At 54.2% G+C, this 24,721-nt stretch carries 26 protein-coding genes and 1 pseudogene; 3 read left to right on the plus strand and 24 right to left on the minus strand.

All coding sequences use genetic code 11. The annotated features are described in order from the left end of the window. The first annotated feature begins 120 nt into the window (after positions 1-120). Positions 121-2,688 (plus strand): AAA family ATPase, encoded by a 2,568-nt coding sequence (locus SAQUA_RS22130; RefSeq protein WP_380676457.1) that lies wholly within the window; start codon positions 121-123, stop codon positions 2,686-2,688. Between the two features lie 211 nt (positions 2,689-2,899). Here SAQUA_RS22130 and SAQUA_RS22135 read toward each other — a convergent pair whose 3' ends face one another. Together SAQUA_RS22135 and SAQUA_RS22140 are read right to left on the minus strand one after the other, a co-directional pair. Then, on the minus strand, positions 2,900-3,307 hold the full coding sequence (locus SAQUA_RS22135; RefSeq protein ID WP_380676459.1) for a hypothetical protein: 408 nt from the start codon (positions 3,305-3,307) through the stop codon (positions 2,900-2,902). Next, positions 3,304-3,552, minus strand: a pseudogene (locus SAQUA_RS22140) (hypothetical protein); the annotation flags it as partial. The pseudogene SAQUA_RS22140 and the gene SAQUA_RS22135, both read right to left, overlap by 4 nt. A gap of 159 nt (positions 3,553-3,711) precedes the next feature. Between SAQUA_RS22140 and SAQUA_RS22145 the strand changes: the two are divergent. Beyond that, the gene (locus SAQUA_RS22145) at positions 3,712-5,199 is read left to right on the plus strand and encodes a DUF2971 domain-containing protein (RefSeq protein ID WP_380676461.1); all 1,488 of its coding nucleotides are present in this window, start codon (positions 3,712-3,714) and stop codon (positions 5,197-5,199) included. Positions 5,200-5,276: 77 nt separating this feature from the next. Here SAQUA_RS22145 and SAQUA_RS22150 read toward each other — a convergent pair whose 3' ends face one another. The 10 genes from SAQUA_RS22150 to SAQUA_RS22195 are packed head-to-tail and all read right to left on the minus strand — an operon-like array spanning position 5,277 to position 13,296. Beyond that, the gene (locus SAQUA_RS22150; protein ID WP_380676463.1) at positions 5,277-5,675 is read right to left on the minus strand and encodes a hypothetical protein; all 399 of its coding nucleotides are present in this window, start codon (positions 5,673-5,675) and stop codon (positions 5,277-5,279) included. Further along, positions 5,672-8,464 (minus strand): conjugative transfer ATPase, encoded by a 2,793-nt coding sequence (locus tag SAQUA_RS22155; RefSeq protein ID WP_380676465.1) that lies wholly within the window; start codon positions 8,462-8,464, stop codon positions 5,672-5,674. The genes SAQUA_RS22150 and SAQUA_RS22155 overlap by 4 nt, the downstream gene beginning before the upstream one ends. Next, the gene (locus SAQUA_RS22160; RefSeq protein ID WP_380676467.1) at positions 8,464-8,868 is read right to left on the minus strand and encodes a TIGR03751 family conjugal transfer lipoprotein; all 405 of its coding nucleotides are present in this window, start codon (positions 8,866-8,868) and stop codon (positions 8,464-8,466) included. Before SAQUA_RS22160 ends, SAQUA_RS22155 begins: the two co-directional genes overlap by 1 nt. 10 nt (positions 8,869-8,878) lie before the next feature. Further along, the gene (locus SAQUA_RS22165) at positions 8,879-10,384 is read right to left on the minus strand and encodes a TIGR03752 family integrating conjugative element protein (protein ID WP_380676469.1); all 1,506 of its coding nucleotides are present in this window, start codon (positions 10,382-10,384) and stop codon (positions 8,879-8,881) included. Then, the gene (locus SAQUA_RS22170) at positions 10,374-11,294 is read right to left on the minus strand and encodes a TIGR03749 family integrating conjugative element protein (protein WP_380676471.1); all 921 of its coding nucleotides are present in this window, start codon (positions 11,292-11,294) and stop codon (positions 10,374-10,376) included. Before SAQUA_RS22170 ends, SAQUA_RS22165 begins: the two co-directional genes overlap by 11 nt. Next, entirely contained in the window at positions 11,294-11,947 is a 654-nt protein-coding gene (locus SAQUA_RS22175; RefSeq protein ID WP_380676473.1) for a PFL_4703 family integrating conjugative element protein, read from the minus strand. The genes SAQUA_RS22170 and SAQUA_RS22175 overlap by 1 nt, the downstream gene beginning before the upstream one ends. After that, positions 11,940-12,323: a TIGR03750 family conjugal transfer protein gene (locus SAQUA_RS22180; protein WP_076944265.1), complete on the minus strand. Its 384-nt coding sequence runs from the start codon at positions 12,321-12,323 to the stop codon at positions 11,940-11,942. The genes SAQUA_RS22175 and SAQUA_RS22180 overlap by 8 nt, the downstream gene beginning before the upstream one ends. A gap of 12 nt (positions 12,324-12,335) precedes the next feature. Further along, a complete protein-coding gene (locus tag SAQUA_RS22185; RefSeq protein ID WP_380676579.1) occupies positions 12,336-12,707 on the minus strand; it encodes a TIGR03745 family integrating conjugative element membrane protein in 372 nt (123 codons plus the stop codon). Positions 12,708-12,751: 44 nt separating this feature from the next. After that, positions 12,752-12,988, minus strand: coding sequence for a TIGR03758 family integrating conjugative element protein (locus tag SAQUA_RS22190; protein ID WP_380676476.1), 237 nt, complete (start codon positions 12,986-12,988; stop codon positions 12,752-12,754). Then, on the minus strand, positions 12,988-13,296 hold the full coding sequence (locus tag SAQUA_RS22195) for an RAQPRD family integrative conjugative element protein (protein WP_156294433.1): 309 nt from the start codon (positions 13,294-13,296) through the stop codon (positions 12,988-12,990). Before SAQUA_RS22195 ends, SAQUA_RS22190 begins: the two co-directional genes overlap by 1 nt. Positions 13,297-13,596: 300 nt before the next feature. Here SAQUA_RS22195 and SAQUA_RS22200 point away from each other — a divergent pair, with 300 nt between their 5' ends. Further along, positions 13,597-13,788 (plus strand): stability determinant, encoded by a 192-nt coding sequence (locus SAQUA_RS22200; RefSeq protein WP_380676478.1) that lies wholly within the window; start codon positions 13,597-13,599, stop codon positions 13,786-13,788. A gap of 252 nt (positions 13,789-14,040) precedes the next feature. Here the strand turns inward: SAQUA_RS22200 and SAQUA_RS22205 are convergent, their stop codons facing one another. From SAQUA_RS22205 to SAQUA_RS22260, 12 genes are all read right to left on the minus strand, one after another. Further along, positions 14,041-15,021: a DUF4928 family protein gene (locus SAQUA_RS22205; RefSeq protein WP_380676480.1), complete on the minus strand. Its 981-nt coding sequence runs from the start codon at positions 15,019-15,021 to the stop codon at positions 14,041-14,043. Continuing rightward, positions 15,021-16,385 (minus strand): DNA cytosine methyltransferase, encoded by a 1,365-nt coding sequence (locus SAQUA_RS22210; protein WP_380676482.1) that lies wholly within the window; start codon positions 16,383-16,385, stop codon positions 15,021-15,023. Before SAQUA_RS22210 ends, SAQUA_RS22205 begins: the two co-directional genes overlap by 1 nt. A 285-nt stretch (positions 16,386-16,670) precedes the next feature. Next, positions 16,671-17,264, minus strand: coding sequence for a GNAT family N-acetyltransferase (locus tag SAQUA_RS22215; RefSeq protein ID WP_380676484.1), 594 nt, complete (start codon positions 17,262-17,264; stop codon positions 16,671-16,673). A gap of 436 nt (positions 17,265-17,700) precedes the next feature. Further along, positions 17,701-18,459: a TIGR03747 family integrating conjugative element membrane protein gene (locus tag SAQUA_RS22220; RefSeq protein ID WP_380676486.1), complete on the minus strand. Its 759-nt coding sequence runs from the start codon at positions 18,457-18,459 to the stop codon at positions 17,701-17,703. A 10-nt stretch (positions 18,460-18,469) separates the two neighbouring features. After that, on the minus strand, positions 18,470-18,742 hold the full coding sequence (locus tag SAQUA_RS22225) for a hypothetical protein (RefSeq protein WP_380676488.1): 273 nt from the start codon (positions 18,740-18,742) through the stop codon (positions 18,470-18,472). A gap of 13 nt (positions 18,743-18,755) precedes the next feature. Further along, positions 18,756-20,852, minus strand: a complete 2,097-nt coding sequence (gene traD, locus SAQUA_RS22230) for a type IV conjugative transfer system coupling protein TraD (RefSeq protein WP_380676490.1) — start codon at positions 20,850-20,852, stop codon at positions 18,756-18,758. After that, entirely contained in the window at positions 20,852-21,388 is a 537-nt protein-coding gene (locus SAQUA_RS22235; protein ID WP_380676492.1) for a restriction endonuclease, read from the minus strand. Before SAQUA_RS22235 ends, traD begins: the two co-directional genes overlap by 1 nt. Next, positions 21,385-21,891: an integrating conjugative element protein gene (locus tag SAQUA_RS22240; protein WP_380676494.1), complete on the minus strand. Its 507-nt coding sequence runs from the start codon at positions 21,889-21,891 to the stop codon at positions 21,385-21,387. Before SAQUA_RS22240 ends, SAQUA_RS22235 begins: the two co-directional genes overlap by 4 nt. Beyond that, the gene (locus tag SAQUA_RS22245; RefSeq protein ID WP_380676496.1) at positions 21,888-22,484 is read right to left on the minus strand and encodes a transglycosylase SLT domain-containing protein; all 597 of its coding nucleotides are present in this window, start codon (positions 22,482-22,484) and stop codon (positions 21,888-21,890) included. Before SAQUA_RS22245 ends, SAQUA_RS22240 begins: the two co-directional genes overlap by 4 nt. Then, positions 22,463-23,191, minus strand: coding sequence for a TIGR03759 family integrating conjugative element protein (locus SAQUA_RS22250; protein ID WP_380676498.1), 729 nt, complete (start codon positions 23,189-23,191; stop codon positions 22,463-22,465). The genes SAQUA_RS22245 and SAQUA_RS22250 overlap by 22 nt, the downstream gene beginning before the upstream one ends. Before the next feature lie 12 nt (positions 23,192-23,203). Then, on the minus strand, positions 23,204-23,953 hold the full coding sequence (locus SAQUA_RS22255; protein ID WP_380676500.1) for a hypothetical protein: 750 nt from the start codon (positions 23,951-23,953) through the stop codon (positions 23,204-23,206). Beyond that, complete coding sequence (locus tag SAQUA_RS22260) at positions 23,950-24,585, minus strand: PilL N-terminal domain-containing protein (RefSeq protein ID WP_380676502.1); 636 nt, start codon at positions 24,583-24,585, stop codon at positions 23,950-23,952. Before SAQUA_RS22260 ends, SAQUA_RS22255 begins: the two co-directional genes overlap by 4 nt. Positions 24,586-24,721: the final 136 nt, after the last annotated feature.

Consider the following 24,721-nt stretch of genomic DNA (forward strand, 5'->3'; position numbering starts at 1 on the left):
CCCTAACAATACGTTACGGAACAGTCGTAAACTGAACTTGGTCACCTCCAAATAATGGCAATATTGTTCTTGGATAGATTTTGGGGGCTCTTCGCATATCTAGTTTCTAGGGGTTGGATTATGGACGTTCAGAAAGAGATTCGAACATGGTTGCTGCAGCAACGAGAATGGTTTCAAGAAACAGCAGATAGACTTATTAATAATGGTCAGTTAACTGTGGAGGATCTATCAGATCTCGTTGCGTTGGTGAAAACCCCTGAAGGCCAAAAGGTAACCAAACACCGCACCTTTGCAAGTCTGATGCAACCCTCACTTGTGGTCGAAGAGCTTCGTTTAACACGTATTGAGGGTGTTTGTGGTATTGAAAATTTAGGGCCACGGCAACCTTTGGACTTCGGAACGGGAAATCTGACCGTAATTTATGGTCATAACGGCTCTGGCAAATCCAGCTATACACGAGTATTGAAAAAAGTTTCAGGTAAGCCACGAGCAGTTGACTTGAAGGCGAATGTGTTTCTGCAACCACCGCAGGAACGCAAATGCCAAATCGCGTATCAGTTGAATGGTGTAACTAACACTACCGAATGGCACGTAGGAAGCGCGCCAATCGGGGAGCTAAAAGCCATAGACATATTTGATAGCGACGAAGCAAACCATTACCTAAACGCTGAAAGTGCAGCGACCTACATCCCCCCGATAGTGGGATTGTTCGAGAGACTTGCCGCAGAAATTGAGAAAATCAGAGCGCTGCTGGATGCTGAACAAGCAAAGCTTATTAGCTCATTACCAACTCTTCCCCCCGTATACCAACAGTGTGAAATTGCCAGTACTTATAAAGCGCTAAGTAACGCGACCCAAACTACGCTTGCTGCAATTACTAATTGGACTGCTGAACAAGAACAGCAACTCAAAGATCTAGATGAACGCCTCAAAGTTCAAGATCCTATAGCTCTGGCCAAGCAAAAGCGCGCGACCAAAGCAGAAGTACAGCAACTTATTACCAAACTCACACAAACCTCAAGGGAATATGGGATTGATAATTTGGAGGCAATCCGAACCCTAAGAAAGTTGGCAATAGAAAAACGAAACATTGCCATTGAGGGTGGCAAAGTACAGGCCTCAGTACTTGATGGAATAGGTACGCCGACATGGCGTGCAATGTGGGAAGCAGCAAGAGAATTCTCTGCTATACCTTACCCAAATTCACAATTCCCAGTGACAGTCGATGCCCGTTGCATTCTTTGCCAACAAGAGCTCACAACAGAGGCACAACAACGGCTCACGGACTTCGAGAAATTTGTTAACACAAAGCTCGAAGGGGACGCAAAAACTGCAGAAACTCTATATCAATCAACATTGAAACAACTTTCTCCTGCTATAACTGAACAGCAAGTTCATACTCTATGTACCGCAGCAGGTCTGTCAGATGAATGGAACAATTATCTCTGGAAAACTTGGCAGCATACCTCTCAATCGCTTCTTGCATTACAGGCCCACGAACATACCCAACATGCTCAACCAGTTGAGGATCAGAAGGAAAACTTAGCCAATCTTGTAACTTATCGTGACAACTTAGAATCTCAGGCTATTCAGCATGAGTTAGATGCACAGAAATTCGACTGGGTTAAAGCGAGTAATGAAAAGCTCGGATTAGAAGCGAAAAAATGGGTTGCGGAGCAAAAAGGTGCTATTGAAACTGAGGTTGAGCGGTTCAAGAAACATGCGGCTTATGATACATGGAAAGGACTTGCAGGTTCCCGGTCTGTGTCACTGAAATCTGCTGAGATAACGCAAAAAGTAGTCACTGAAGCATACGTTGCAAGATTTAATCGCGAACTACAATCCCTCGGTGCTCCCCGGATACAAGTCGAACTAGTAAAAACCAGAACACAAAATGCCCGCGTGCTTCACCAACTACGCCTGAAAGGTGTTCAAAACGACAAACCTCAGAATATACTCAGTGAAGGTGAAAGAAGAATTATTTCCCTTGCCGCTTTCCTAGCCGATGTTTCGGACAAACCAGGCGCTGCGCCATTTGTATTCGACGATCCAATTTCATCTCTCGATAATGATTTTGAGTGGCATGTGGCCTGCAGGCTAGTTGAACTCGCCAAAAATCGGCAGGTTCTCGTCCTCACTCACCGTCTATCGCTATATGGTGCATTGGAAGATGCGGCAAAAAAAGCTGGAGAAGCGTGGAAGGATGCTCATTATCTCCCTATGTGTATCGAGGCTTATGCAGGTATAGCAGGTCATCCAGCAGCACAAGACGTCTGGAATGCTAATACTAAAAAAGCCAACAATATTCTTCTCACGCGGCTAGATGCTGCAAGAAAAGCTGGTGAAGCTGGAGGTGGGGGAGCCTATCGGGCTTTGGCCCAAGGAGTTTGCAGCGATTTTCGTAAACTGGTAGAGCGTTCTGTAGAGGAAGACTTACTCAATAAGGTAGTTCTACGACATCGAAGAAGTGTGACAACTGATGGCCGTCTTAGCGGGGTTCGTCAAATATCTGTCGAGGACTGCAAGTTGATTGATGACCTCATGACCAAGTACAGTTGCTATGAGCATAGCCAGTCAACTGAAGTACCTATAATAATTCCAGAAGAGCCGGAACTTCGCGCTGATATCGAGTCACTCAAGACGTGGCGAGATAATTTGAAGGATAGGCGAGATAAAAGTACAATTTGAAAATACTGTTAATCGGCATTTACTGGTAATAGAGCGATCCTGCTACAATTAATAACGGCAGGTTAATCAATACTCTAACCTGCCGTTATTTGTAGTGCTTCAGATTTTATCTGATAGTCCCTATATTAACCAGCCCCGGTCTTCTACCTAATCGACGGTAACGGACAACAACATATATGGAGAGCCATTCTCCTATGGTTCGACATTTATATTACCTAACCTTCCGGTCAGGAATACCCAGGCGCTCTTCCAACTGCGTCACCAGGTACACTGCATCGACCGCATCCGGCAGGTTGATATACCAGCGCGGAGCCTGGGCATAATCCTGTGCGGTCGGCCAGCGTAACGTGCCGGTTATCGTTAACAGCAGATTGACACTGCCATCGGCACCGACGAACTTCACCGCGACGCAACTGTGATGCCCCACCCGGTGCGGCGAACAGGTGATCGAGAGCACAAACTGGGTACGCACCCGGATCTGCTCACACAGTTCTGCCAACTGCACTGCATGTACTTCACTGATACGCGGATTGCCCTGCGGCGGAGCCTCAAACAGCACCCCACCGTCGTTACTGTCACCAGCCACAACGTCCAGTACCGTCTTTTTCAACTGCATCATGCCGCCGCCTTAGCGATACCGCGAGCCACATCCAGTTGATGTGCAATCTGTTTTTCTGCCGCCAACTCTGACACCCCCTGCACCTGCATAATCGCCCGTCGCGCTGCCTTCTCCTCCTTCTCGATCATGCCCAATGCTAAATATAAGCTCAGCGGTACCGCCCGGAACAGCGCCTCGATACGGCTAGCCAGTACTACCCTTTCTGTATAACAGCTTGGGGTTTTGGTCGCAGACAGCAACATGGCGGTTCAATGCAACACACTGCACTATATAGTGCCTCTACTGATTTATAGATGCTAATATGACGGCACCCCAATGTCTGCCTAGCAACTGAAGTTCGGACTTAGGGTGTAGTGCTAAAATCGCCATAAACACGGCTATTTAATAGATACTGAAGGGGATATATGGACGATACTAGAGCATCATCAATTACAGACAAAGACGAAGAACTTCCAAAGGGAAGATCGCCCCATCAATATCTTTATAGATTTAGATCTACAACTTCTCTTTTATGTGGGTATCACGAATTAGAAAAACAGGAAATATTCTTCCCTTCACCTGAATTATTAAATGACCCTGCAGAAAGCCTAGCGAATTTTTACTGGCAAGGTGATAAAAACGATTGGAGAGAATTTTTTAAACAGTATTTGTTACGATTTTTATACTCTGCATACATTGCAAAAGACACAAGAATATTCTGCAAACCCAGTACAATTAACATCATTTCCGATACAGATATATATAAAAACATTGAAAAACTATTCTTTAATGATAATAACATAAACAAATGCATAGAACGCCTATCTAATAAAGAGGAGGCAATAAAAAAGAATCAACTAAAAATGTATTTATATATAGCTCACATCTATGCATTAATTTATATTATCGAGAGAGAGGAAGGCTTAGCCTCCTTTTTAAACAACATTAACATCATAGATATTTCCCTTAAATTTCTCGACATGATAGAAGGAATAGATGATACGCCACCAGACATAAAGACCCTTCAAGGAAATATTATTTACGAAGAAGTATTAAAGTTGTTTTCGCAAAACGCAGAAATGGAATGCATTAAAAAAATTGACTCAGTTGCTGATGGCGAAAAAATTGAAATGCTATTCTTTAACTACATCAACCACTTACAGAATTCGCTACATCAAATATCCAAACTATTCCTCACAAAAGATGATGAAGTTTCCGATAAGATACCCTTTCCTGATAAATACCTAAATAATATCCAAAAATTAATTTCCCCAACATTAGGTACTGCGTGTTTTATGAGAGAAGAAAACATTAGTAACCCCTCTATGTGGGGGTATTATGGTGACAGCCATAAAGGAGTCTGTCTTGAGTTCGAAACAATAAAAAACCCAAACAATGAAATGCGTTACCTTTCCCTTAGTCATCCAGAATGGAAAGAAAGTAGAGATTTTTATTTTATGGAAGTGGGTTATACAAATGAAATCAATACATATAATTTCTTTGAACTGTATAATAAATCCAGCACTTTCATAAAGGACGGAAAGTATGATGAGTATTTCTGCTTTTATCCACCAGTAACTAAAACAAAGCCTTGGGAACATGAAAGGGAGTTGCGTTTGATTTGTAGTTATCCATCGTGGGATGACTTCACCATAGAACAAAAATATCGCTATGATTTTCGTTCATTGAAAAGCATTACCTTCGGAATTAACACACCGACAAAAGATAAATCAGAGATAATACTTATAGTTACTAAAAAATGCAAAGAAATAGACAGAGAGGATTTTGAATTCTATCAAACCACTCAATATATAAGTGAGAGTGGCGAAATAAAATTAGAACGAATGAGATTCCATCCCTTACCTGATGAACTAATAAAATTAATCGCCAGTGCTTATGATGCAGGACAGTAATTACACAATAGATAATATGGCTATTGATACTACAGCCTTCAGATAATCTGTAGGCTGCAGTTGTATCCGAAAAAATTTTAATTGGCTTTGATTTGTAAACGTTCCGCCAACTGCGTCACCAGGTACACCGCATCGACCGCATCCGGCAGGTTGATATACCAGCGCGGAGCCTGGGCATAATCCTGCGGGGTGGGCCAACGCAGCGTGCCGGTGATGGTCAGCAACAGATTGACGCAGTCATTGGCTCCGGCCAGTTTCACCGCCACACAGCTGTGATGCCCCACCCGGTGCGGCGAACAGGTGATAGTGAGCACTGACGGGGTACGTGCCTGGACCTGTTTGCACAATTCAGCCAACTGCTCGGCATGGGTCTCACTGATACGCGGGTTGCCCTGCGGCGGGGCCTCAAACAACACCCCGCCCTCCTGGCCGTCACCGGTGATTATCTCCAGCACCGTCTTTTTCAACTGCATCATGCCGCCGCCTTAGCGATACCGCGCGCCACATCCAGTTGGTGGGCAATCTGTTTCGCTGCCGCCAACTCGGTCACCCCCTGTGCCTGCATAATCGCCCGCCGTGCCGCCTTCTCCTCCTTCTCGGTCATGCCAAGCGCCAGATACAAGCTGGGCGGAACCGCGCGGAATAGCGCCTCGATGCGGCTGGCCAACACCACCCCTTCGGTGTAACAGCGCGGGGTTTTGGTGGCTGACAGCAACATCGCCTTCTGCTCTGCCGTCAGCTTCTTGAACCGGGCAATTTCCTCCACCTCCTCCGGCGGCATCACCAGGCACAGCCACCATTCAATCATGTTGAGCATCTTCTTCGACGTATTAGGGAAATCCTCCAGGTTCTGCGTCGCCAACCACAGCCAGGCCCCCAGCTTACGCCACATCTTCACGATCTTGACCACGAACGGGGCCAACAGCGGGTTGGTAGTGATCATGTGTGCTTCATCAGTCGCAAACACGATTTCCCGGTCCAGGAATTGGTCGCGTTCGGCAATGTTGTTGATGGTGTTTACCAGCGAGGTATAGGCCACCGCCAGCGCCGCCTCGTACCCTTCCCGCGCCAGGGTACCCAGGTCAATCAGCGTCACATCGGCTTCCGGCCAGTTCTCACCGGGGCGGTCAAACAGTTCGCCCAGGAACCCCTGCATAAACACGCCCAGCGATTCGCCCATGTTCTGCGCCCGGGTGCGGCGCACCTCGGGGCGAGCCTCGTCTGCCGCAAACCGGTACAACGCCGCCTGCAGGTCGCCGGTGATCATCTGCCGTCCCTGGTCATAGGCGGTTTTCGCCGCCGCCAGGATGGCCTCTCGCATCATGCCGCGGTCGGCCCGCTCCAGCTTGGCCTCTTCCTTGGCTTCACCGCCGGTGATCATCAGTCGCGCCACGATTTCCAGCTCGCCCAGGATGTCACGCTCCTCATCGTCATCCTCGTCACTCTCCTCGGTCTCGATACGCTCGCTCAGTTCCTCTTCGCTCACCATGGCGGCAGGCGTTTCAATCAGCCGGTGCGCATCGGCAAACGGGGCTAGCGAGATACCGCACCCCGGCTTGATGCTGACCTTGTTCACCGTCAGCCCCAGCTCTTCACAGTAGTCGGCAAACAGTCCGAAGGAGTTACCGGCCTCGGCGATAAACAGCCTTGGCCGGTGGATGGCCATCAACTGCGCGAACAGGCTGTTGAGCGTGGCAGACTTCCCCGAACCGGTGGGACCAAACAGCACCAGATGGGCATTCTTGGCACGGTCCTGGCTGTTGAGTGGATCAAAGGTCAACGGCGCACCGCCCCGGTTAAAAAAGGTAAAGCCGGGATGGCCGGTGCCGGTATCCCGGCCAAACACCGGCAGCAGGTTGGCCATGTGCTGCACAAAGGTCAGGCGGGTGTACCAGTGTTTCCTGTCGTGCATCGGGTTAAAGCACATCGGCAAGGTGCGCAGGTAGCCGTTGAGCGGGGCCACATCAAACTCCGGCTTCACCGGCTGCAGCCCGGCGTTCAGCAGTACCGCCGTCAGGTCGCGCTGGCGGGCGTTCAACACCTTGAGGGTCGGGGCCTTCAGGTAAAACGTCATGCTGCCCCGGTACAGCTTGTGCTTTTCCCCCAGGTAACGCTTGGCGGTCTCCGAATCTTCCCGCACCCGCTCTGACTCGGTATTTTCACCAATCGCGTTCTTCGCCAGGTGATTAAAGCGCTCTTCCAGCACGTCCTGGGGCTGCACCACCAGGGTCAGCGAGACCACGGTGCCTTCCGGCAGCAGGTCCATCAGCGCATTGATATTCTCCCCCTTACGCGTCTCGCCGGTGAGGTGCCCCACGGTGGGAGCCCGGCGCAGCCGGTCAATGGTGATGGCCTTGTGCGGCACCTCGTCAAACCACCACACCCCGCGCTCCACATCCGAACGGGGTGGGGAGAACAGCACCGTTTCGCTAAAGTCATTTTCTACCGGTAATACCCCGCGTTCGTTATCCTGGTGCGCGGCCGTGCGATACAAGGTCTCTTTGTCGATCCAGTCCGGCGCGGGGTTGAACCAGCGCAACAGCCAGGCATGGATCTGCTCGCCGTTCTGCCGCGACGCCACCACGCCCGCCCCCGCCAGCGCGGATGACAGTCGCTCACATACCTGGTTCAGCGCCTCTTCCGGGGGATGGGGTTCACGCAGTGCCGGATTGATATAGCGGTAGACCACCATCCGGGTCCGGCGTTGCTGGCCGCGCCAGGGTGCGCCGGTGATGGCCTTGTCGATAAACAGCCCTGTGGGTACAGCAATACCGCGCATATGCCGTTCCATCTCGCTGAGGTAAGCCTCGGTAAACGCAGAGCCCTGTGCCCAGGGTTTAACATAGCCGCGCAGTTTATCCAGGTAATCGGTGACGTCGGCCTCATCCTGGCAGAAGAACTGAATGACCCACGGATGGCTATCCCGCTCCTCAAAGCTGTCCTGCAGGGCATCTTCCACCACATCGCGGATCTCTTCCAGCCGCTCCGGGGTGCGCCCTTCAGTGCCCACCGGCACAATCTCAAACACCGCCCCCACCGAGACGCCGTCATCGAGCAACAGGCACTGGCTGCGCGGCAGGTACTCGGCCCACGGCAGGTAGTCCACAAAGGTCGGGTTGTTCGGGTAGAGCGCCTTTTCCTCGGCCACCGTCAGCTTGCCGGTCTTGGTTTGCGGCTCACGCGTCAAGACTGCCGTATCCAGGCCATCGTCTTCTGCTGCAGGAGCCTGTTGGCCGATTTTCTTCTTGCTGAACAATGAGAACATTACAACGCCTCCGTACGTTCACCGGGCAGCGCATACTGCACCTGGCTGTAAAACGGGAACACCGAGCTGTAACCCGGTACCGGCGCGGGTGCATTGCCCGCCATATGCGGGTAAATGTAAATCACCATGTCGGGGTTCGGCAGACGCGGAAACACCTGCTGGATTTCATTTTCTGCCGCGCGGGTATAGCTCTCCTCGATAGTCTGACGGGCAACGCTGTCGTCATCACTCAATCCCCGGCGTAAGGTACTGCGGGCCTCGGTGGCCGTCCGTGCCGACGAGCCCTTGTTCTGCCACAGCTCCAGCATGGTGGCATCCCCCGGTGGCAACATTTCATCTTTGGTGGTACTGCAGCCGGTCAACAAGACAGCCAGGCACAGGAACGGTAAAACTCGCTGTTTCATCACAACCTCCTCAATCCAGCCCATGCTGCTGGCGCATATCAAACTCGTACCGAACCTTGCGGCCCTGCACCTCAAAATCAATCGGGATTTGGCGGGTGATATGCACCGCCACCTGTGCGCCTGGCGGCACATACACGGCATCAAACATCTGGCCGTAACGCGCTTTCACCCAGGCCGCCAGTTCGTTGGTGCCGCCTGACAGGGCTTTGCCCAGCGCCGCCTGCCCGGCACTGCCGGTCAGCGTACTGGTCACCGTGGTGCCATCCACCGAGGTGGTGGTCTGGTTGTTGGCCATCGCATCCGCCGCCGCACCGGCACCGGACAACGCGAACAGGGTCGGCAGGTAGGTGGAGGCGTTGGATTTGCGCTCCCCGGACAGGCACGGCACCCCGTTCTCATCGGACAACCAGCCAATACTGCCGCCGTTCGATTTGCCGTTGCTGCCGTCACTGGATTTGGCCGGCGACGGCACAGTACGCACGGTGCCATCGGTAAAGACAAAGGTAATGGAATGCACTTCGCCCCGGACACAGGACAATACCCAATCGCCGGTGGCGGTGCCGGAGACAATCGCCCCTTCCACGTCCGGCAGTTCGATGCCGTTGGCGGTCAGGTTCTCCTTGCCGATAAGCACCTTGAACGGGTAGGGGTCAGTCACCTTGCCGTCTATCGGCACCCGGCCCAGCAACGCGGTCATGCCGCGACTGCCAATCAGCGTCGAGTTCTCCGGCAGCGTATACACCGGGGTCGCCTCCTCGATGGCCTGCTGATTCTTCGCCGCCCGGTCCAGTTCCGCTTTCTGGCGGCTGATTTGATTGTCATCCAGGCTGGCAAACGAACTCGGGAACTGGAAACTGCCGGTACCTGCCGCCGTGCCCACGGCAGCGGCCCCGATGACCGGCTTGCCGTTGCGGTCAAGCTGCACCGCGTCCTGTGGCTCAATCCACATCACGCCGCCGCTGACGGTGCCCGTGGTAACATCACTGCCCTCCAGGCCCAGCCCAATCGGCAAATCCCCCGTCTGTCCCTGCCCGGATGCGGATGACCCTGCCGTCAATGGCTGGCCTGCCGTGCCGCCTATACCGCCCGCGCTTTTCAAGCTCTCAATCAGCGTGGCCAGACGCTGCTGCTCGGCCTGCAGTTTTTGCCGGGCCTGAGCCTCTTCCTGTTTCGCCACATTGACCGCATCACGAATGCGGTTATCCACATTCACCCCGCCTTCCTTGAGGGTGGCGTTCTCTTCCGACAGCGTGACGTTCTGCCGCTCCAGGCTGTTTTGCTTGTCCTGAATGACCTTCAGACGCGCCACCAGGGTACGCAGGGTATCTTCCGGGGTATCCCCCTCGATGCCCAGTATCTGCAGCTCTTCATCGGTCAAATCGGCCACCGCGCTCGACTTCACCACCGATGACTCCTGTGCCGGGCCTGAACCACAGGATTTCACGCCGATGGTCACGGCAATAAACAGCACCACCGGCACCAGGACTTTCAGCAAGGTATTGGATTTAATTTGCATGAGTCTGCCCTCCTGACGCGGTTCGCGCCTTGCCCTTCACACTCGGGGCCACCGGCTCTGGCAAGAACGCCGCATCCGGGCGGCCCTGCATCACCAGGTACAGCGTGGTGGTGTCTTCCGGCGTACCGGCCGCACCGAGCCAACGGTGTTGAAAGGTGGCCGCCGTGAAATTGCCCTGCAGACGGCGCGGGTCGAGCACCACCTTCCCCGACCGCTGGTTGGTCAGCTTCAGGGCCACCACGTTGCCCCCCTGCACACCCCAGGCCGCTAATGGGCGCACCGTGACCGGCTCGGAGGGTAATAAAGATGTGATGGTCGACGACAAACCGTGCGAAATGGCATGCACGCCGGGCAACGGCTCAAGGGTGCGCAGAGGGGCATACAGGCTTTGCGCCGCGTAGCGGGTCAGCGCAATCGGCAACGGGGTGGTGATACGCGGGGCCTGCTCTTTCGCGGACGTCTTACCCTTGGGTATCGCGGCTTCATCGCTGCTGACCGAGGTGTTGTTGCTGGCCGTGGCACTGGAGACCTCGCCCTGGTAGACCAGGCTCACCGGCTCACGCACCTGCTTGCCCTCCAGACCGGTGATATCCAGCAAGATAAGCTCGCCGTTCTCCACGTCCTGCAGTTGCAGCCGCGTGGTGGCAAAGGCGCTGCTCGCCTGCAGATACACCGCGCCGCCGGTGCTCTGCACCCGCAGTTTACCGTTCAACTCGGGAGGGAAACCCACCCGCACGTTCTTGTTCACAAACACAATACGTTCCTGCCCCACGGTCAGCGGCACTTGTAGCGGGATACGCTCCCACTTCATCAGTTCTACCGCCTCGACCGGCAAAGGGACACTCAATGCGCCTACCGTACCCAGCAACGCCAGGTACAGCGGCAGATAATGACGATGTCTTGTACGCATCAGAACAGTCCTTTTTTCTCAACCGGCGCGACCGAGGCCGCTTCCAGGCGTTGTGGGATATCGGCGTAGCAGTCCAGGGCCAGACCAAACGGGTTGGCCTCCGGGTTCTGGTCCCAACGCACAATTTTCAGCGGGTAGCGCACCAGGGCACGCTTGACCGGCTCGGTGTGGTAATACTCGTCGGCCACCAGATCCAGACGCACGATCCAGCTGTCACGGCTCACCACCGTGACGCTGTCATCCTTGTAACCCCGACCTGGCACCTCCGAGATCCCCCGCACGCGCTCACGCAACTCCCCGGCAGACTTGCGCTGTTTCGCATCCTTGTTCAGCCACTCTTCACAGGTGGGCGTCAGGTAGGCAGACAGCGTGCTGATACGGTACGGGTAGTCGGTATTGCCGTCTTTCGGCCAGGAGTTCAGTTGCTGGAAGATGTAAAAGGCAAAGCTGTAGACGGTGGACGGGTGAACCTCCCACCAGGCGCGGGTCGAGCCCGAACGCAGGTCGGGCGGGTTATGAACGGTCAGGTTGCGCGGCGACAGCATCCAGCCGGCGATGGCCACCATCAACAGCACCAGCAGCACGCCGCAGGCCCCGCGCAGGGTGGCAATATGGCGGTCACGCGCATTGACCGCACTTCGGTACTTACTCATCAAACTCCTCCTGAAACTGGCGAATGACCGGCGTTGAACGGCGCAATGCCCAGGTCTGGCTACGGTGTATCAAGTGGGGATTGCCCAGCCGCTGGCGACTCAGCCACAGCTCAACGCGCCGGTACAGATAGTTCTCCGGCTTGCCGCGCTTGAAGCGGGACATCAGCTTGCCGCCGAAGAACACCGTAAACAGCGGCATCAACAAACTGACGGTCGGAAATGCCAGCCAGCCGATAAACGGCGCAAAGGGTATGGCGACCACCAGGCCGCCCAGTACGCTCAACCCCGCGGTCATAAACAGCTCTGGCGTGGTGAAGCCTTTGAACACGACAGGCTCGGCGTTGAGCCTGTCAGGCAAAAACGTGATGGTCGCCATACCGTGCCTGCCTTAACCGACGATGACCGTGGCGGCTTTGGTGGCCAGCCAGATGACCGCCACGACCAGCACGATACCGACCACAACCAGCATGCCGAACTTGGCCCAGGTGGAACGCCCCTGCTGAACTTCCGCAAACGTCGCAATGATGGAGTTCGCCACGACCAGCAGCGCCACGGCGGCCAGGATGAGGCCACCCAGCACAATGCCATCGTTGAGGTAGCCGGAAATCTGGCCGTAGAACGAACTGTCAGTACTGGTTTTAGGGCCTTCCACGGTGGGTAGAGCGGCCTGGGCAGAGGTGACCGCCGTCAGGGCCAGCACGGTGGCTCCTTGGCGAACGCGGTGAGTCAGACGACGGGCGGAAGCGAAAAGCGACTGCAGATTCATGATGGTTTCCTTACAAAGGGATAAAAGAGATAACGTGATTAACTGGCGAACAGATACACACTGACCAGCAGCAGGATGACGACACGGACCACAAAGCGTTGCAGTGCAGACGCTTTAATGTTGCCTGCCGCATAGCCCCGATAGACGTGAACCAGCCCCCACCCGGCCCATAACGTCAGTACCGCTATCAGCGAACCGATAAACAGCAGGTTCAGGACGGCGGGTTCGACGTTGCTGGCAGCGGCTTTAAACGCGGCGGTCTGGGCGTCATTCATTACCGACGCTCCTGGCGGTATTGCCCGGAGACCGACGATGGAGTGGGTTGCGCGCGGGAGGGCTCGAGGTAAAACGCAATCCCCCGGCGCATCGTGTTGACGTCCTGGGTGGCCCGCAGGTAGTCAAAGTGAAAACGCCCGGACTGACCGTCCTGAACCGCCACCACACGGGCGCGTTCCAGGCTGGCCTGCACCTGGTCCAGTTGCTTCATGACCAGGGCCAACTCGTCTTTCTCACCGGCCTGCACGGACAGCGCGGTGCACAGACAACCTGCAAGGCACAACGCCCGCAGCGGTGCTATATGCATGGGAACCTCCTTTTCGAGTAATGGATGCAAGGCAGAGAGTGGCGAAAAGGAGCCGCAGGGTCAGCAAACAACTAGAAGGGGGATTGTGAAAATTTAGGCAGGTGTCAACAGTGTGGCGCGGGCCGCGCCATCGGGGTTCTTTGCCACCCCGGCACAAGCCCGCTTGTGCGCCCCGCAGGCAGGGAGAAAGGAACAGAAAGACGCACAGGCTTGCTATTCTGTCCCTTTCTCCCCGCTTGGTCTGAACAGCGGAACAGGCTATACTGGTTAAAAGGTCAGCAGAATCAGGAGTCAATTAACATGGTAACCAAACTGTCCCCTATCGTGTCAGAGTTTGAAACCCAGGAGCAGGCAGACAGCTATGACCGCTGGTTCCGCGCCAAAGTGGAAGCCGCGATGAACAGTACCAAACCCCGCATTCCCCACGATGAAGTGATGGCGGGTGCCTGGAAGATTATCGAAGAGGCTAAAGCAAGAAGAAAACAGGCTTGATGTTACCAGTCAAATGGACTGACGATGCCCGAACTGCACTCTACACGTTAATCGCCTTTATCGCCGAACACTCGACCTTACAGTCGCATCATCCAGCATCTTAAATACCTGTATACCCGCAACGAGGGAGAGCTAGAAATTTTGTGTCTTTGGTACAGCGGGAGAAAATTCAATAAGTGTTGCTACCGTAATATTGGTAGGATTGTACTTAACCGTACTATTGGCTTTTCAGTGTAAGTTTTCACGTGACACCTACCTGTCGCCAAGTTCGATCCTCATACTAAGATCATGTTCAACCGTATCAATGATATGGTTATAAACCTCAATAATCTTGTGGAGTGTCGCCTTACGACCAGCAGCACTGAACTTACCAAGCTCGATCACATTTGAGGCCAGAAATTGCTCGAACTCAAGAATATCAACACGTCCGTCATATTTACCATCTTTGGAATTTTCAAGTAAGGCTTCCAATACGATGGCTCCCTTAGAAGACGTGATTACGAGGGGTTTATATCCGCCATCCAAGTTTGCTATACATTTAGCAAGTAGGGCTTCAGTTGGCATACTCGTAACGTGAAGTACCATATCTTCGAAGTCAAAGTCACCACTACGACTCGAACCAGAGTCATTTTGGTTTGAATGATGATGCTTAATATTCCCCTCTCCAAGAAGCACGTCCAATTTGGCTCCAACCATGTGTTGCATCAGACTGCCAACAAACCTCGCACCGGCCCCTTCGTTTTGTCTGATTTGTGCTTGAGATAACAGATGCCGTATTGCTCTGCGCGTTCCCCATTGCGGGTCAATGCTTAAGACAAACGGTTTTCGTTCAAAATAACCTCGTGCTTTATCGACCCAAAAAAGCTCACACTCACGAAGATCTATAGTACCGTTATCGCTGTAATATTGGTTCAGCAGCTCTATATAATCTATCATGAGCTGCATGCTGCCACGGCTAGTTCGACCGCCTTCACTTGCTAACATTCTAAAAACCCCATGTTCACTCAAGATTTTCTGTGTTGCAGGGCCGCCCAGTCCTTTAACTTGTCCTTGTTTACCCGTCTTCCAATCGTCACTCTTTAAGGGCCATACAAGTGTTTCAGCTTTTTGTTGTTCAAGTGCATGCCGATTTATTACCAAAAGAGCAGCAATAGGTCCTTTGTTACCATTCACAGCTTTATTTACAGCGAATGCTTCTAGTGTTGTCTTAAGGGTAGAACAAAGGGAATTCATTATGCGACCTTTTCCTGAGTAGATGCAGTATTGTACGGCTCAGCCAAGATAGGTTCAAAAATGAATTTAGCAAGGTGCCTAACTACAGGGACAACAACACCATCGCCAGCGATGTGGTATGCATCATTATAATTGTTTGGCAGTTTATAAGTATCAGGCAAACCCATTAAGCGAGCAGCCTCTCGCGGGGAGAGTAAACGTGAACGTATTTTATTACCTTCAACGACTAAGATACTTTGGCGACTAGAGCCACCAGTTGGAGTACGTAAACATCCAGCGATACCATCGAATCGTACCTCTGCACGTTGAATTTTTTTCCCATTCTCGTCCTGCCTAGTACGTTTGTATAGTCCCCCGACAATACGTTTACCTGACTTCTGTGCAGCTTTGACCTTGAGGAGATTAGGTGGCGTCATCATTGCCAGTAACTGATTGGTCTTCTCTGCACTATTCCATTTAACTCCTTCTGGATTTTCGTCGATAAGGTCGGTAAACGTTACTATGGATTTTTCTGGAAGCGGTAAATTCCACCATATCCACGATTGTCGGGCTTCATCCGATAAACCTTTGTAAGCAGCAACCATGCGCTCTGGGTGCCACAAATCAATAGGATCAGATGATGTCAAATCATGGGGTAGTTCTACAGATGGATGTACTCCAACGATGAAAACTCGGGGACGTGATTGCGGCACAAAGTGTCGAGCATCAATAACCATGGCACCAAAACGGTAACCTGCATCGGAGAAAACTGCTCCGATAGATGCAAAATCCTTTCCTTTGTTTGAGGTCATAACTCCATAAACATTCTCAAGTACAATAATTTTTGGGGGCCGTCCTTCATCTATTTGACTTCGCATGAGCCGCCAAAATGGCCAAAATGTACCTGAGCGAGTCTGGTTTTTATCCTCTTCGCGTCCGATGCCTTTATAGACACCAGCTAGAGATAGATCCTGGCAAGGGAATGAAGCCCATACTAAGTCTGCCTGTTCAGGAAGTTGTCCACTGGTGATATTATTTATGTCTTCTATCAGCAAGTCAGCCCCTCCGTTCCAATTGTCGCGGTAAGCGTGGCCTTTCATCGGACTGAAATCATTAGCAAATAGACAATCCCATTCACTACCTAATCCTGCACGGGCCATCCCGCCACCGGCAAAAAATTCATAAAAACGTCGTCCTGAATGACCAGAATGCATTCGCTGGGGATTTACACACTCAGAATCACGCTGAATTTTTTCGTGGATTGCCTGAGCAATCCACGCACTCATTGTAATTTTACTGCCATCGGCTCGACACAGGTGATTGATATAGCTGTATTGGGCGTTGGTGAGACGAAGACTGGTTCGATGCTTTGTAGTGATACTCATAAAATGCCCTATAAGTGGCGCCAAATTTTGGCCCCTCTAATTAGAGGTTAGCATATCGAACATGATAAATCTGTCAATTCCATTCGCCTGCATTGTTGTATGTACAAAAAGCATAAGTCGAGTAGCAAGCACGTATTAGGGGGAGGGGGAGGGGGAGTGGATGTGGAGATCGGAAATCATTGTACGTTAAGCCTGTTTTTTGAACAGGCTTCGATGCTAAATCAAACAGTTACCTACCCGCCAAAAAGCTGCTTTGAAATCCCCAGTCATTGCCGGGGGTGGGGATCATTTTTTGGCTAATACTATGGCCTGTATGATGTTATCAATGTCGTTATCGTTCAGCATGAAGATGGGCAGGCCATTAGCCTCGCCACTGTTATCACTGCTCATTATGCAAAGACCTGCATACATACCGCGAGTTTTCGTGAAACCTGCGTCTGATGGCGTAGTGACATTTCCTTTAAAGTGCATTCCGGCAGATTCGTAAAAAGGAACTAAATCAGACGAGCAAACCAGACCGACTTCATTTGGAAGGGCAAGAATCTCGGCCAGCATCTGGCTGCCAATTCCATTACCACGATATTGCTCATATACATAAATTTTATGGCAGTACAAGTTTGCCGATGGACGCCCAAAAATTAAGGAATACCCAAACAAAGTTCCTTCATCAGCGGAGCCCATGATGCGTAAATCTCCGTCGCGGTAACACGCTTCAAATACGCCAATGATGTAGCTACGCGCGGCTTTTACTTCTTCCTCGGTCGCAAACATCATCATCAGGGTTGGAGTACCGATCAGATCCTGAAGAATCCCATTGGCTTCATTTTCAAAGATTAAGGGTAAGTGTGGAGCTATCTCATTTGCTGCGTTATCAGCCATACAAAGGGTCCTTCGTTATTTTTTTAAAGCCTGATGTTAGCAGCGAAACGGATAGAGGTATGGGGTGAAGAACAAACATTTAACCTGCTAGGAAAAGGGCTTTTGCTATGACTCGGTTGTCCGATTAGACAAAATGAACGGAAAACGGCATATAGCGCGTGAGTACGCCCTATTGTAATCGCAAAGCCTGTTCAAAAAACAGGCTTAACGTACAATGATTTCCAATCTCCAAACTCATCCCTATTACTAAGCTGTTCCCCTTTAAGAATCGTGCGCTCAGTGCCCGCTATGCCTGTATTTTGGGACTACTGTTGGCAACACAACAGCCCTGCCTCCATTCTGACATCGAAAGTTTGAAAAAAATTAGTGGGACTTTAGTTTATCTAATTTAAATCAACCTTCTGTTTTTAAATGAAAAATAAATATTAATATCGCACTAAAGATATTTTTTAAATGAGCCCATCGTCACCGAGATCGCCAGCCCCATCAACAACGCGGCAGGCAGCAACAGCAGGTTCGGATACACCGAGAACGGTGCGGACAGGTACAGCACACAGGGGATATACACCGCCGGTTTCACAAATCGCTTGGCATGATGATACAAAAAACTCGATTCATACCCGGCCCCGTAGCGCCGCAAATCGCGCCTTACCATGCCGTCCACAATCCCCACCAGAGCCACCAACACGAACAACGGTACCGACAGCACCAAAATGGTCACCCGCATCAGAAACACCAGGGTGACATACATGGTGGCCATCAGGTATTCCCGCGCCGTTTGAAGCAGCCAGGCCCCGCCGACATTCAGGCCATCCGTCAGCGCATTGCCGCTGTTGCCGGACTGTGCCGACTGTAGCCAGCCCAAAAAACCACTGTTCACAAACAACCACTGATAACCCAGCGCTATCCAGGTACTCACCGTGGTCACCGGTGCAGACAGCAGCAGGCTACGGGTAAACCCTGCCGAGAAATAACCGCTTTCCGTCACCATCACCGCACGGCTGTGTTCGGCCCCCTGCTCCGGCCAGAAAAAGGCAATGCCGATGTACTCCACGATCAGACTGAACAACAGGGAGACCAGCAACATGCCGACGATCCGCCAGGGCATGTCCCACAATACCGTCGTCAGCAGGCCGGGCCGCTTGGGCGGTGCAGTTTGCTGAACCGGTTGCGGGGAAGAAGATGTTTGCGCCATCACGTTCTCCTTAATGCAGCCCCAGGGCTTCCAGCTCACACTGCAGCAACATGGGTTCGCCATACACCGTTACCCAGATCCCCACCCGATCCGGCGGACAAGGCTCCTGTTCACGGCGGGCATCAAATCCCAGTTGGTTTAATGCCGCCAGGATCTCCGGCACGAAAGGGGTTAAACAGGGTAGGCTGTTTAACACCATCAGGATCTCCCCCGGCACCTCGGCGGGGCCACCCAGACGGGGGCAGAATGCCTTGACGGCGCGGACACGGTACTGTTGTTTCACACTTTGCTCCTTCTCAGACCACATCATGATCATTCTCCGGTGCCCGGTCGCCCGGCAGGGCCGTCCCCGACCACCAGGTATCGCCCGTGCGGTAATTTTTCTTCATGTACTCAGCAATCTTTCCCAGACTTTCCGGCATCAGGGCATCATTCCCCGCCGCAGGTAACGGCATGCGGATCTTCCACAGCTTGCCCCCTTCCAGCAACGCAAAGGCCTGCCCTTTTGGCAGGTTGATCACATTGGCCGGGGTGATCAGCGGGGTGCGCACGGAGCTCACTCTGTCCTGGGTATTGGAGGTAAAATCACTGCCCATCTCTGGATTGGAGATGTCGGTGACGCCCGAGACCAGGGTTTTGGTATACACCTCCACCTCCGGCAGCTGTTTGGTCATCAGCTCCGCCGTCTCGGTGTGGCGAACGCGCAACATCACCAGGCTGTTGAAGTTGCCCACCACCTGCGCTGCTTTGGCGGCACTGCCCAACCGCGCCTCGATATCCGGCAGAGTCTGGGTATAGGCCGTCACCTCGATACCGGCCCCGCCGCCTTTGTTGATCAGCGGGATAAACTCATCCCCCATCAACTCGTTAAACTCGTCACAGTGCAGGCTGATCGGGGTTTTCTTCCCCTCCTCCCCCGGTAAGCCGTCGTTGATACCAAACTTGTAGATGTGACCGGCCACGCTCACCAGGTCGGCAAACATGCTGTTGCCCACCGCTGCCGCCACTTCCGGGTCTGACAGCGCATCGAGGCCGATATAGACAATGCCCTTTTTGCGGATCACCTGCTGCCAGTCAAAAATCGGGCGCGGATCGGTGAGGTCGGTATAATCCGGGGAAATGAGCTGCGCCGTCTTGCCGGAGGTCAACTTTTCCAGCAACGGCAACAGGCTGGCGACAATCTTGTCGTAGTATTTCTGGTCGTAGCGCACCGAAGAACGCAGGCCGTCGAGGATAGGGTCGTAGATCCGCTTGCCCTCATCGCTGCCCAGCACCTGCTCAATCGCCACCACCCGCATCGACCGCCCTTCCATATGGCGCGGTACATCACGCTCATCCAGAATGGGCACCAGCCCTTCAATCTGTCCCCACAGCGCAGGAGCGTGTTGCGACAGGTAGAACTCGGCGTAATCCTCATACAGGTCACTGATGTTATTGACGTAACGCATGATAAGGCCAAAGTCGGGGCGTTGCCCCAGTGCCACCAGGCCACGGGCGATGATGTTGACAAACCGCCAGGCAAACTCCCGGAATACCGCATTGTTGCCACCGCCCTCCAGTTGCCCGGCGACGCGGGTGGCCACTTCCGAGATACGGTTAAAACGCCCCACGGCGTTATAGCGGGCACTGATATCCGGCCAGCCCAGGTGAAACACCTGCAGCTCGCTGGCACGACCGGCGCGGTGCGCTTCGGCATACATACGCTTGAGCAAGTCCGCATCCCCTTTCGGGTCAAACACAATGGTGACATTGCCACGCCGGATATCCTGGGTAATTAACAGCTCGGCCAGGCGGGTTTTGCCGACGCGGGTGGTGCCCAGTACCAACATATGCCCTACCCGCTCCAGCAGGTTCAGCGAGACATTGACCTCATCCGGTTCGATGCCGTGCAGCGCAGGTTTGCCGCCGACGTCCGGCAACGGTCGTACCGGGTTGAGAGCAGACTGGCTGGCAAGCCATTTGCACAGGGTGGGATAGCGGTATTCATAACGTTGTTCAAAGCGACGCGCCGCCTGGTATAACGCCGGGGGATTCACATAACGTTCCACCTCGGGGCGCAGCGTGGCCAGCAGACGCTGGGTGTGCTTCTGCTCCCACAGGAACCCCCGCCCCATAAACAGGCGTTGATGGCTCACCGGCACCTCGGCGCTGGTCATCACGTAACGGGGCAAACGGCGGATATTGCGCCGGTAACGCAACACCAACAGGCCTTCGCGGGTCCGTTTCAGGGCGAACACGGCAAACCCACCGGCGGTAACGTAACTGACCGTCGGGGCCAAGGCCACCGCCCAGGGCGCGGTCGCACAGATATAGCTGGCACAGGCGGCCACCACCGCCGTATTCAGTTCAACCGCAGGCCGCAGCATGGCCTCAATCACATAGCGGTCACTCATCAGGGGATATCCTTTTTCAACAGCGCCAGCAGGCGTTGCCCGCTGAGCAGTTCAATCTCTGTGTGTCGCGCCAGTGCGGTGCGGCTTTTGGGGCCGGTGCGTCCGGTGTGGACAAACAGCCCCCGGCAACCTTCGCGGCGCACCAACGCGCCGAATTCGGCCACGTGGGTCGGCGTGATGGCACGGGCATAGCGTTTGGCCTGGATAAGATAACGTTGCCCGTCAATCCACACCTGCCCGTCCAGTCCACCGTCACCGCTGTAACGCCGGTTGCGTTGAATGCGGTACCCCTGGCGCGCGAAGGCGGTCAGCAGCAGCTCTTCAAACACATAAGGGTTGATGGTGCGCAGGTAAGTCAGGCGCTGGCCATCACCCGCCAACTGGGGGAGCCGGTCAAGAATACGTTGGGCCTGCTGTTGATAGCGGCGATGGCGCAGGGACTTTCCCCGGGCGAGCAAAGCCCACCACACCAGCAGGCTGAGCAACAGCAACGCCATCCCCCACGGCAAACTCTCCAGCGGCAGGCCCGGTCTCATTGCTCCAGCCCTTTCTCGGTCAGCAACAGCGGGTAATGGGATAGCCCCAGCCGTTTCGCCAGGTCACTGCCAGAGACCGGCAGCAACTCCAGCCCGTCGGCGTGTTTCTTCAGGTCATTGAGCGCCGCCTCACTGACCACATTCACCACCAGGCCCATGGCGTTCAGCTGCACCAATGCATCACGGCGCATTGCGAGCCAGCGACGTGACAGATCGTCATCGCCAATCAGGAACAGCGGGCGCATCCCCGGCAGGCTCAATGCCCGGGCCTCGACGTTCCCCGGTGTCAATTCGGGGGTACTGACCGGCAATCCGGTGGCTGCCGACAGGGATAAAGGAGAAGGCTCACTCGATGGGGCAAGCGCCGACCCCTGATTGTTGATGCCTTCAAAATACGCTGCCGTTGAGGTGCCGCCCAAATCGGCAATCACCTTCAGTTCCGCGTAAGCCGCGGCACTCAGGAGACCGAGTATCAGGAGACGGGTTAAAAAACGGGTATTCATGGATGTACTCCCTGAGTGGGTTCAACGACAACATTTGAGACCAGTATCCCCGTAGCTGGTTGCAGGCGGTTCAAGTGCCGTTTGACGATGGCTTGATAAGTTCGGGCAGGCTGACCGCCTGCAGGATGGTGATAACACCCGGCAGCCGTTATCCAGCTCCCCGGCTGTTTGTCGTAGCAGTCGCGCAGGATGCGGGCCGCCACGTGCAGATTGGTGTAAGGGTCGAAGGCCTCCCAGGCAGAACGGAAATGGTGACCATTCCAGCCCAGATTGACCTGAGCAATGCCGACATCGATACGCTTCAGCGAATGGCTGCGCATAAATCCCAGTAACGCCTGGTAAGCCTCTTGCCTCGTTGCGTAACGGTAACCCTTCCCGGCCACATTGATGGTCCACGGCCAGGGTCGAACACCGTGCGGGAGTTTTTTGGAAGATTCAGTGAGCGCCAGGCTGTACAGGGCCTCGGCGGGCACCCGCTCCAACGTCGCCACCTGGTAGTACCCCGCCGGTATCGTCTGGGACGACACCGCGGCCGGGCAACTGGCACTGTTCAACAACAGCGCCAGCGCACTCAATAGGCGGTAATTTGCCATCCCTTCTCTCCCTGTTGCAGCACCACCGGCATCCGCCCCTGACCGAATTTGAGCCATTGGCCCCGGTCATGATTGAGCGTCAACGTTTTGGCTTTGACCCGCTCGACCGGGATAGCCAGTTTCTTTGCCCAGGCCCGCACCGCCTCGTCTTTGCCGTCACTGCCCACCAGGTAGATATCCAACGGGCGTTGGGTGGCCAACAGCGAGGCGACCTTGGTTTCACAAGGAGCGCCGCAGTCAGCCCGGACGAACAGCGCCAGTCGCCCGTTGCCCGCAGCCGTTGTGCTGCCCACGGCCTGAATTGGCAGGATATCGGGGTAGATGCGTTGCCAGGCGGCATTCACCTCACGCTGAAACGCCAGTTCGGCCTCCACCCGTTGAAAGTCCTGTTTGACCGACAGCTCAGCGAAATGACGACGCTCCTCCTCCGTCCGCGCCTCGATACCCAGCGTGGTAATCGGGTCCAACCCCGGCGATAAAATCCCGCGCCGTCCTTTACTCAACTGCTGAAAACGTTGCCATTCCTCGGTGGTCAGCCCCCACTCCTGGGCACTTTTTTTCGACTGTGCCTCTTCCAGCGCCTGCAAGGTGGTGCTGACGCTGGCGGTATTGCCCTGTAGGGATTGCTCGGTTTGCAATGCAGCGGTTGCCGAGAAAAGCGGGGCCAGTCCCAGGCCCAATACCAGCGCGATTGATGTCAATTTCATCCTGAACCTCCTTTATTGCACGCTCAGCGTCTGCGTCCGACCTGCGACGCTGAACTGGGCCTGATTGCCTGCGGCGGACAGCAGCGTCCAGCCCTGAAAGGTCTCACCGGTCTCCATCAACCGGATATCGGCCAGGTTGAACGCCTGCAGCGGGGCCACGGCGACAAACACCGTGCCGCCGCGCCGTTCAATGCTGGTCAGACGGAAAGGGGCAGCAACAGACCGGGCGCTCCGGGAGGGGGATTTCTTGACGGTGGGCACGGTCGCCGCTGGAGTGACGGCAGAGGTTGCTGGTTTGATTGCCGGTGTTTGTGCTGCACCGGCCCGTTGTTCCAGGGTGTCAACACGGGCCTGCAGCAGTGCCATCGTGGCATGAACGCCCTGCAGTGCCTGTGCATCTGACGATACCGGCTGGCTGACTTGGGTCTCGAGCTGGCGCACCTGTTGCGCCAGTTGTTCAAAGGCGGGTTTATCCACCGCGGACGCAGCCTTGACCCTCTCCAGTGAGGCCGACAAAGCGGTCAGCGCCTCGCGGTTGTGATTAAGCTGCTCGCCCAACCGGTCCAGTTCCTGCTGCACCGCATCCCGCCCCGGTACCTGTCCCAACGCCGTCTGCAAGGTGGCTATCTCGGCAGACTGACGCATCACCTTGACGCCGATACCGGCAACGGACAGCACCAGGAGCGTGAAGACGCCATAACGCAATACCCGCATTGCCTTGCCTGGTCGAACGGGCAGGGTTTCCTCCATTATTTCACTCATTTCAGCATCCTTTGCCGGGCGGGGGCCGGAGCGGGTTGCGGTTGCACAACCGGGGTCACCGTCTTGATGGCGGGAGGTTGCAGAAAACTGCTGCTGACACTGGGCGCAGGGGTGGGCGCTGGCGGTAAACGGAACCCGTCACGCAGCGAGTGACACACCACCCGTTGCACCGCGTCCACCTCCAGTTGCCAGGCTGGTCCGGCCAGGATTTGCAGCGCCTCACTCAAGCGAATGGGGCCAAGCTGGTAATGCACGGCGGGCAGTGCCTGGTTGTAAAGCACCCGATTGGCGGAGGTGATACTGCACAGGCTGAAGCCGGACTGGCGCAGGGCATAACGCATCGCATCCGCCACCGTGGGCGAAAGAGACGCCGGGATACGGATATCAATCACCTGCTCCAGCGGGGCGCGTTGTGCCTGAGAAGGCGACGTACTGACCAGCAGGTATCGGTCATAGCGGACCACCTCCAGCGGGGTGGCAAACAGGTCGGGCTGCGCCGATTGAACATTGCTGGAGAGCTGAACACCGGCCAGCGGGGAGACCGGGTCACGCGGCAGGTTTTTTTGCGATTTGACACACCCGGTCAGTACCGCCGCCGCCAATAAACACAGGGAAAGGGAATGGGGTTTCATGAATATCCTCAGTAAGCAGTCAACAAGACGTGCCCACTGTGCGAATCTTCAACCGCCCCCTCAATCAACAACTCATTTCCCGAAAAGAAAAAAAACGCCAGAGAAGCTCTGGCGTAAGGGGGTGCTACATGGACGA

Source organism: Serratia aquatilis (assembly GCF_044865145.1).
GTDB classification, from domain to species: domain Bacteria; phylum Pseudomonadota; class Gammaproteobacteria; order Enterobacterales; family Enterobacteriaceae; genus Chania; species Chania aquatilis.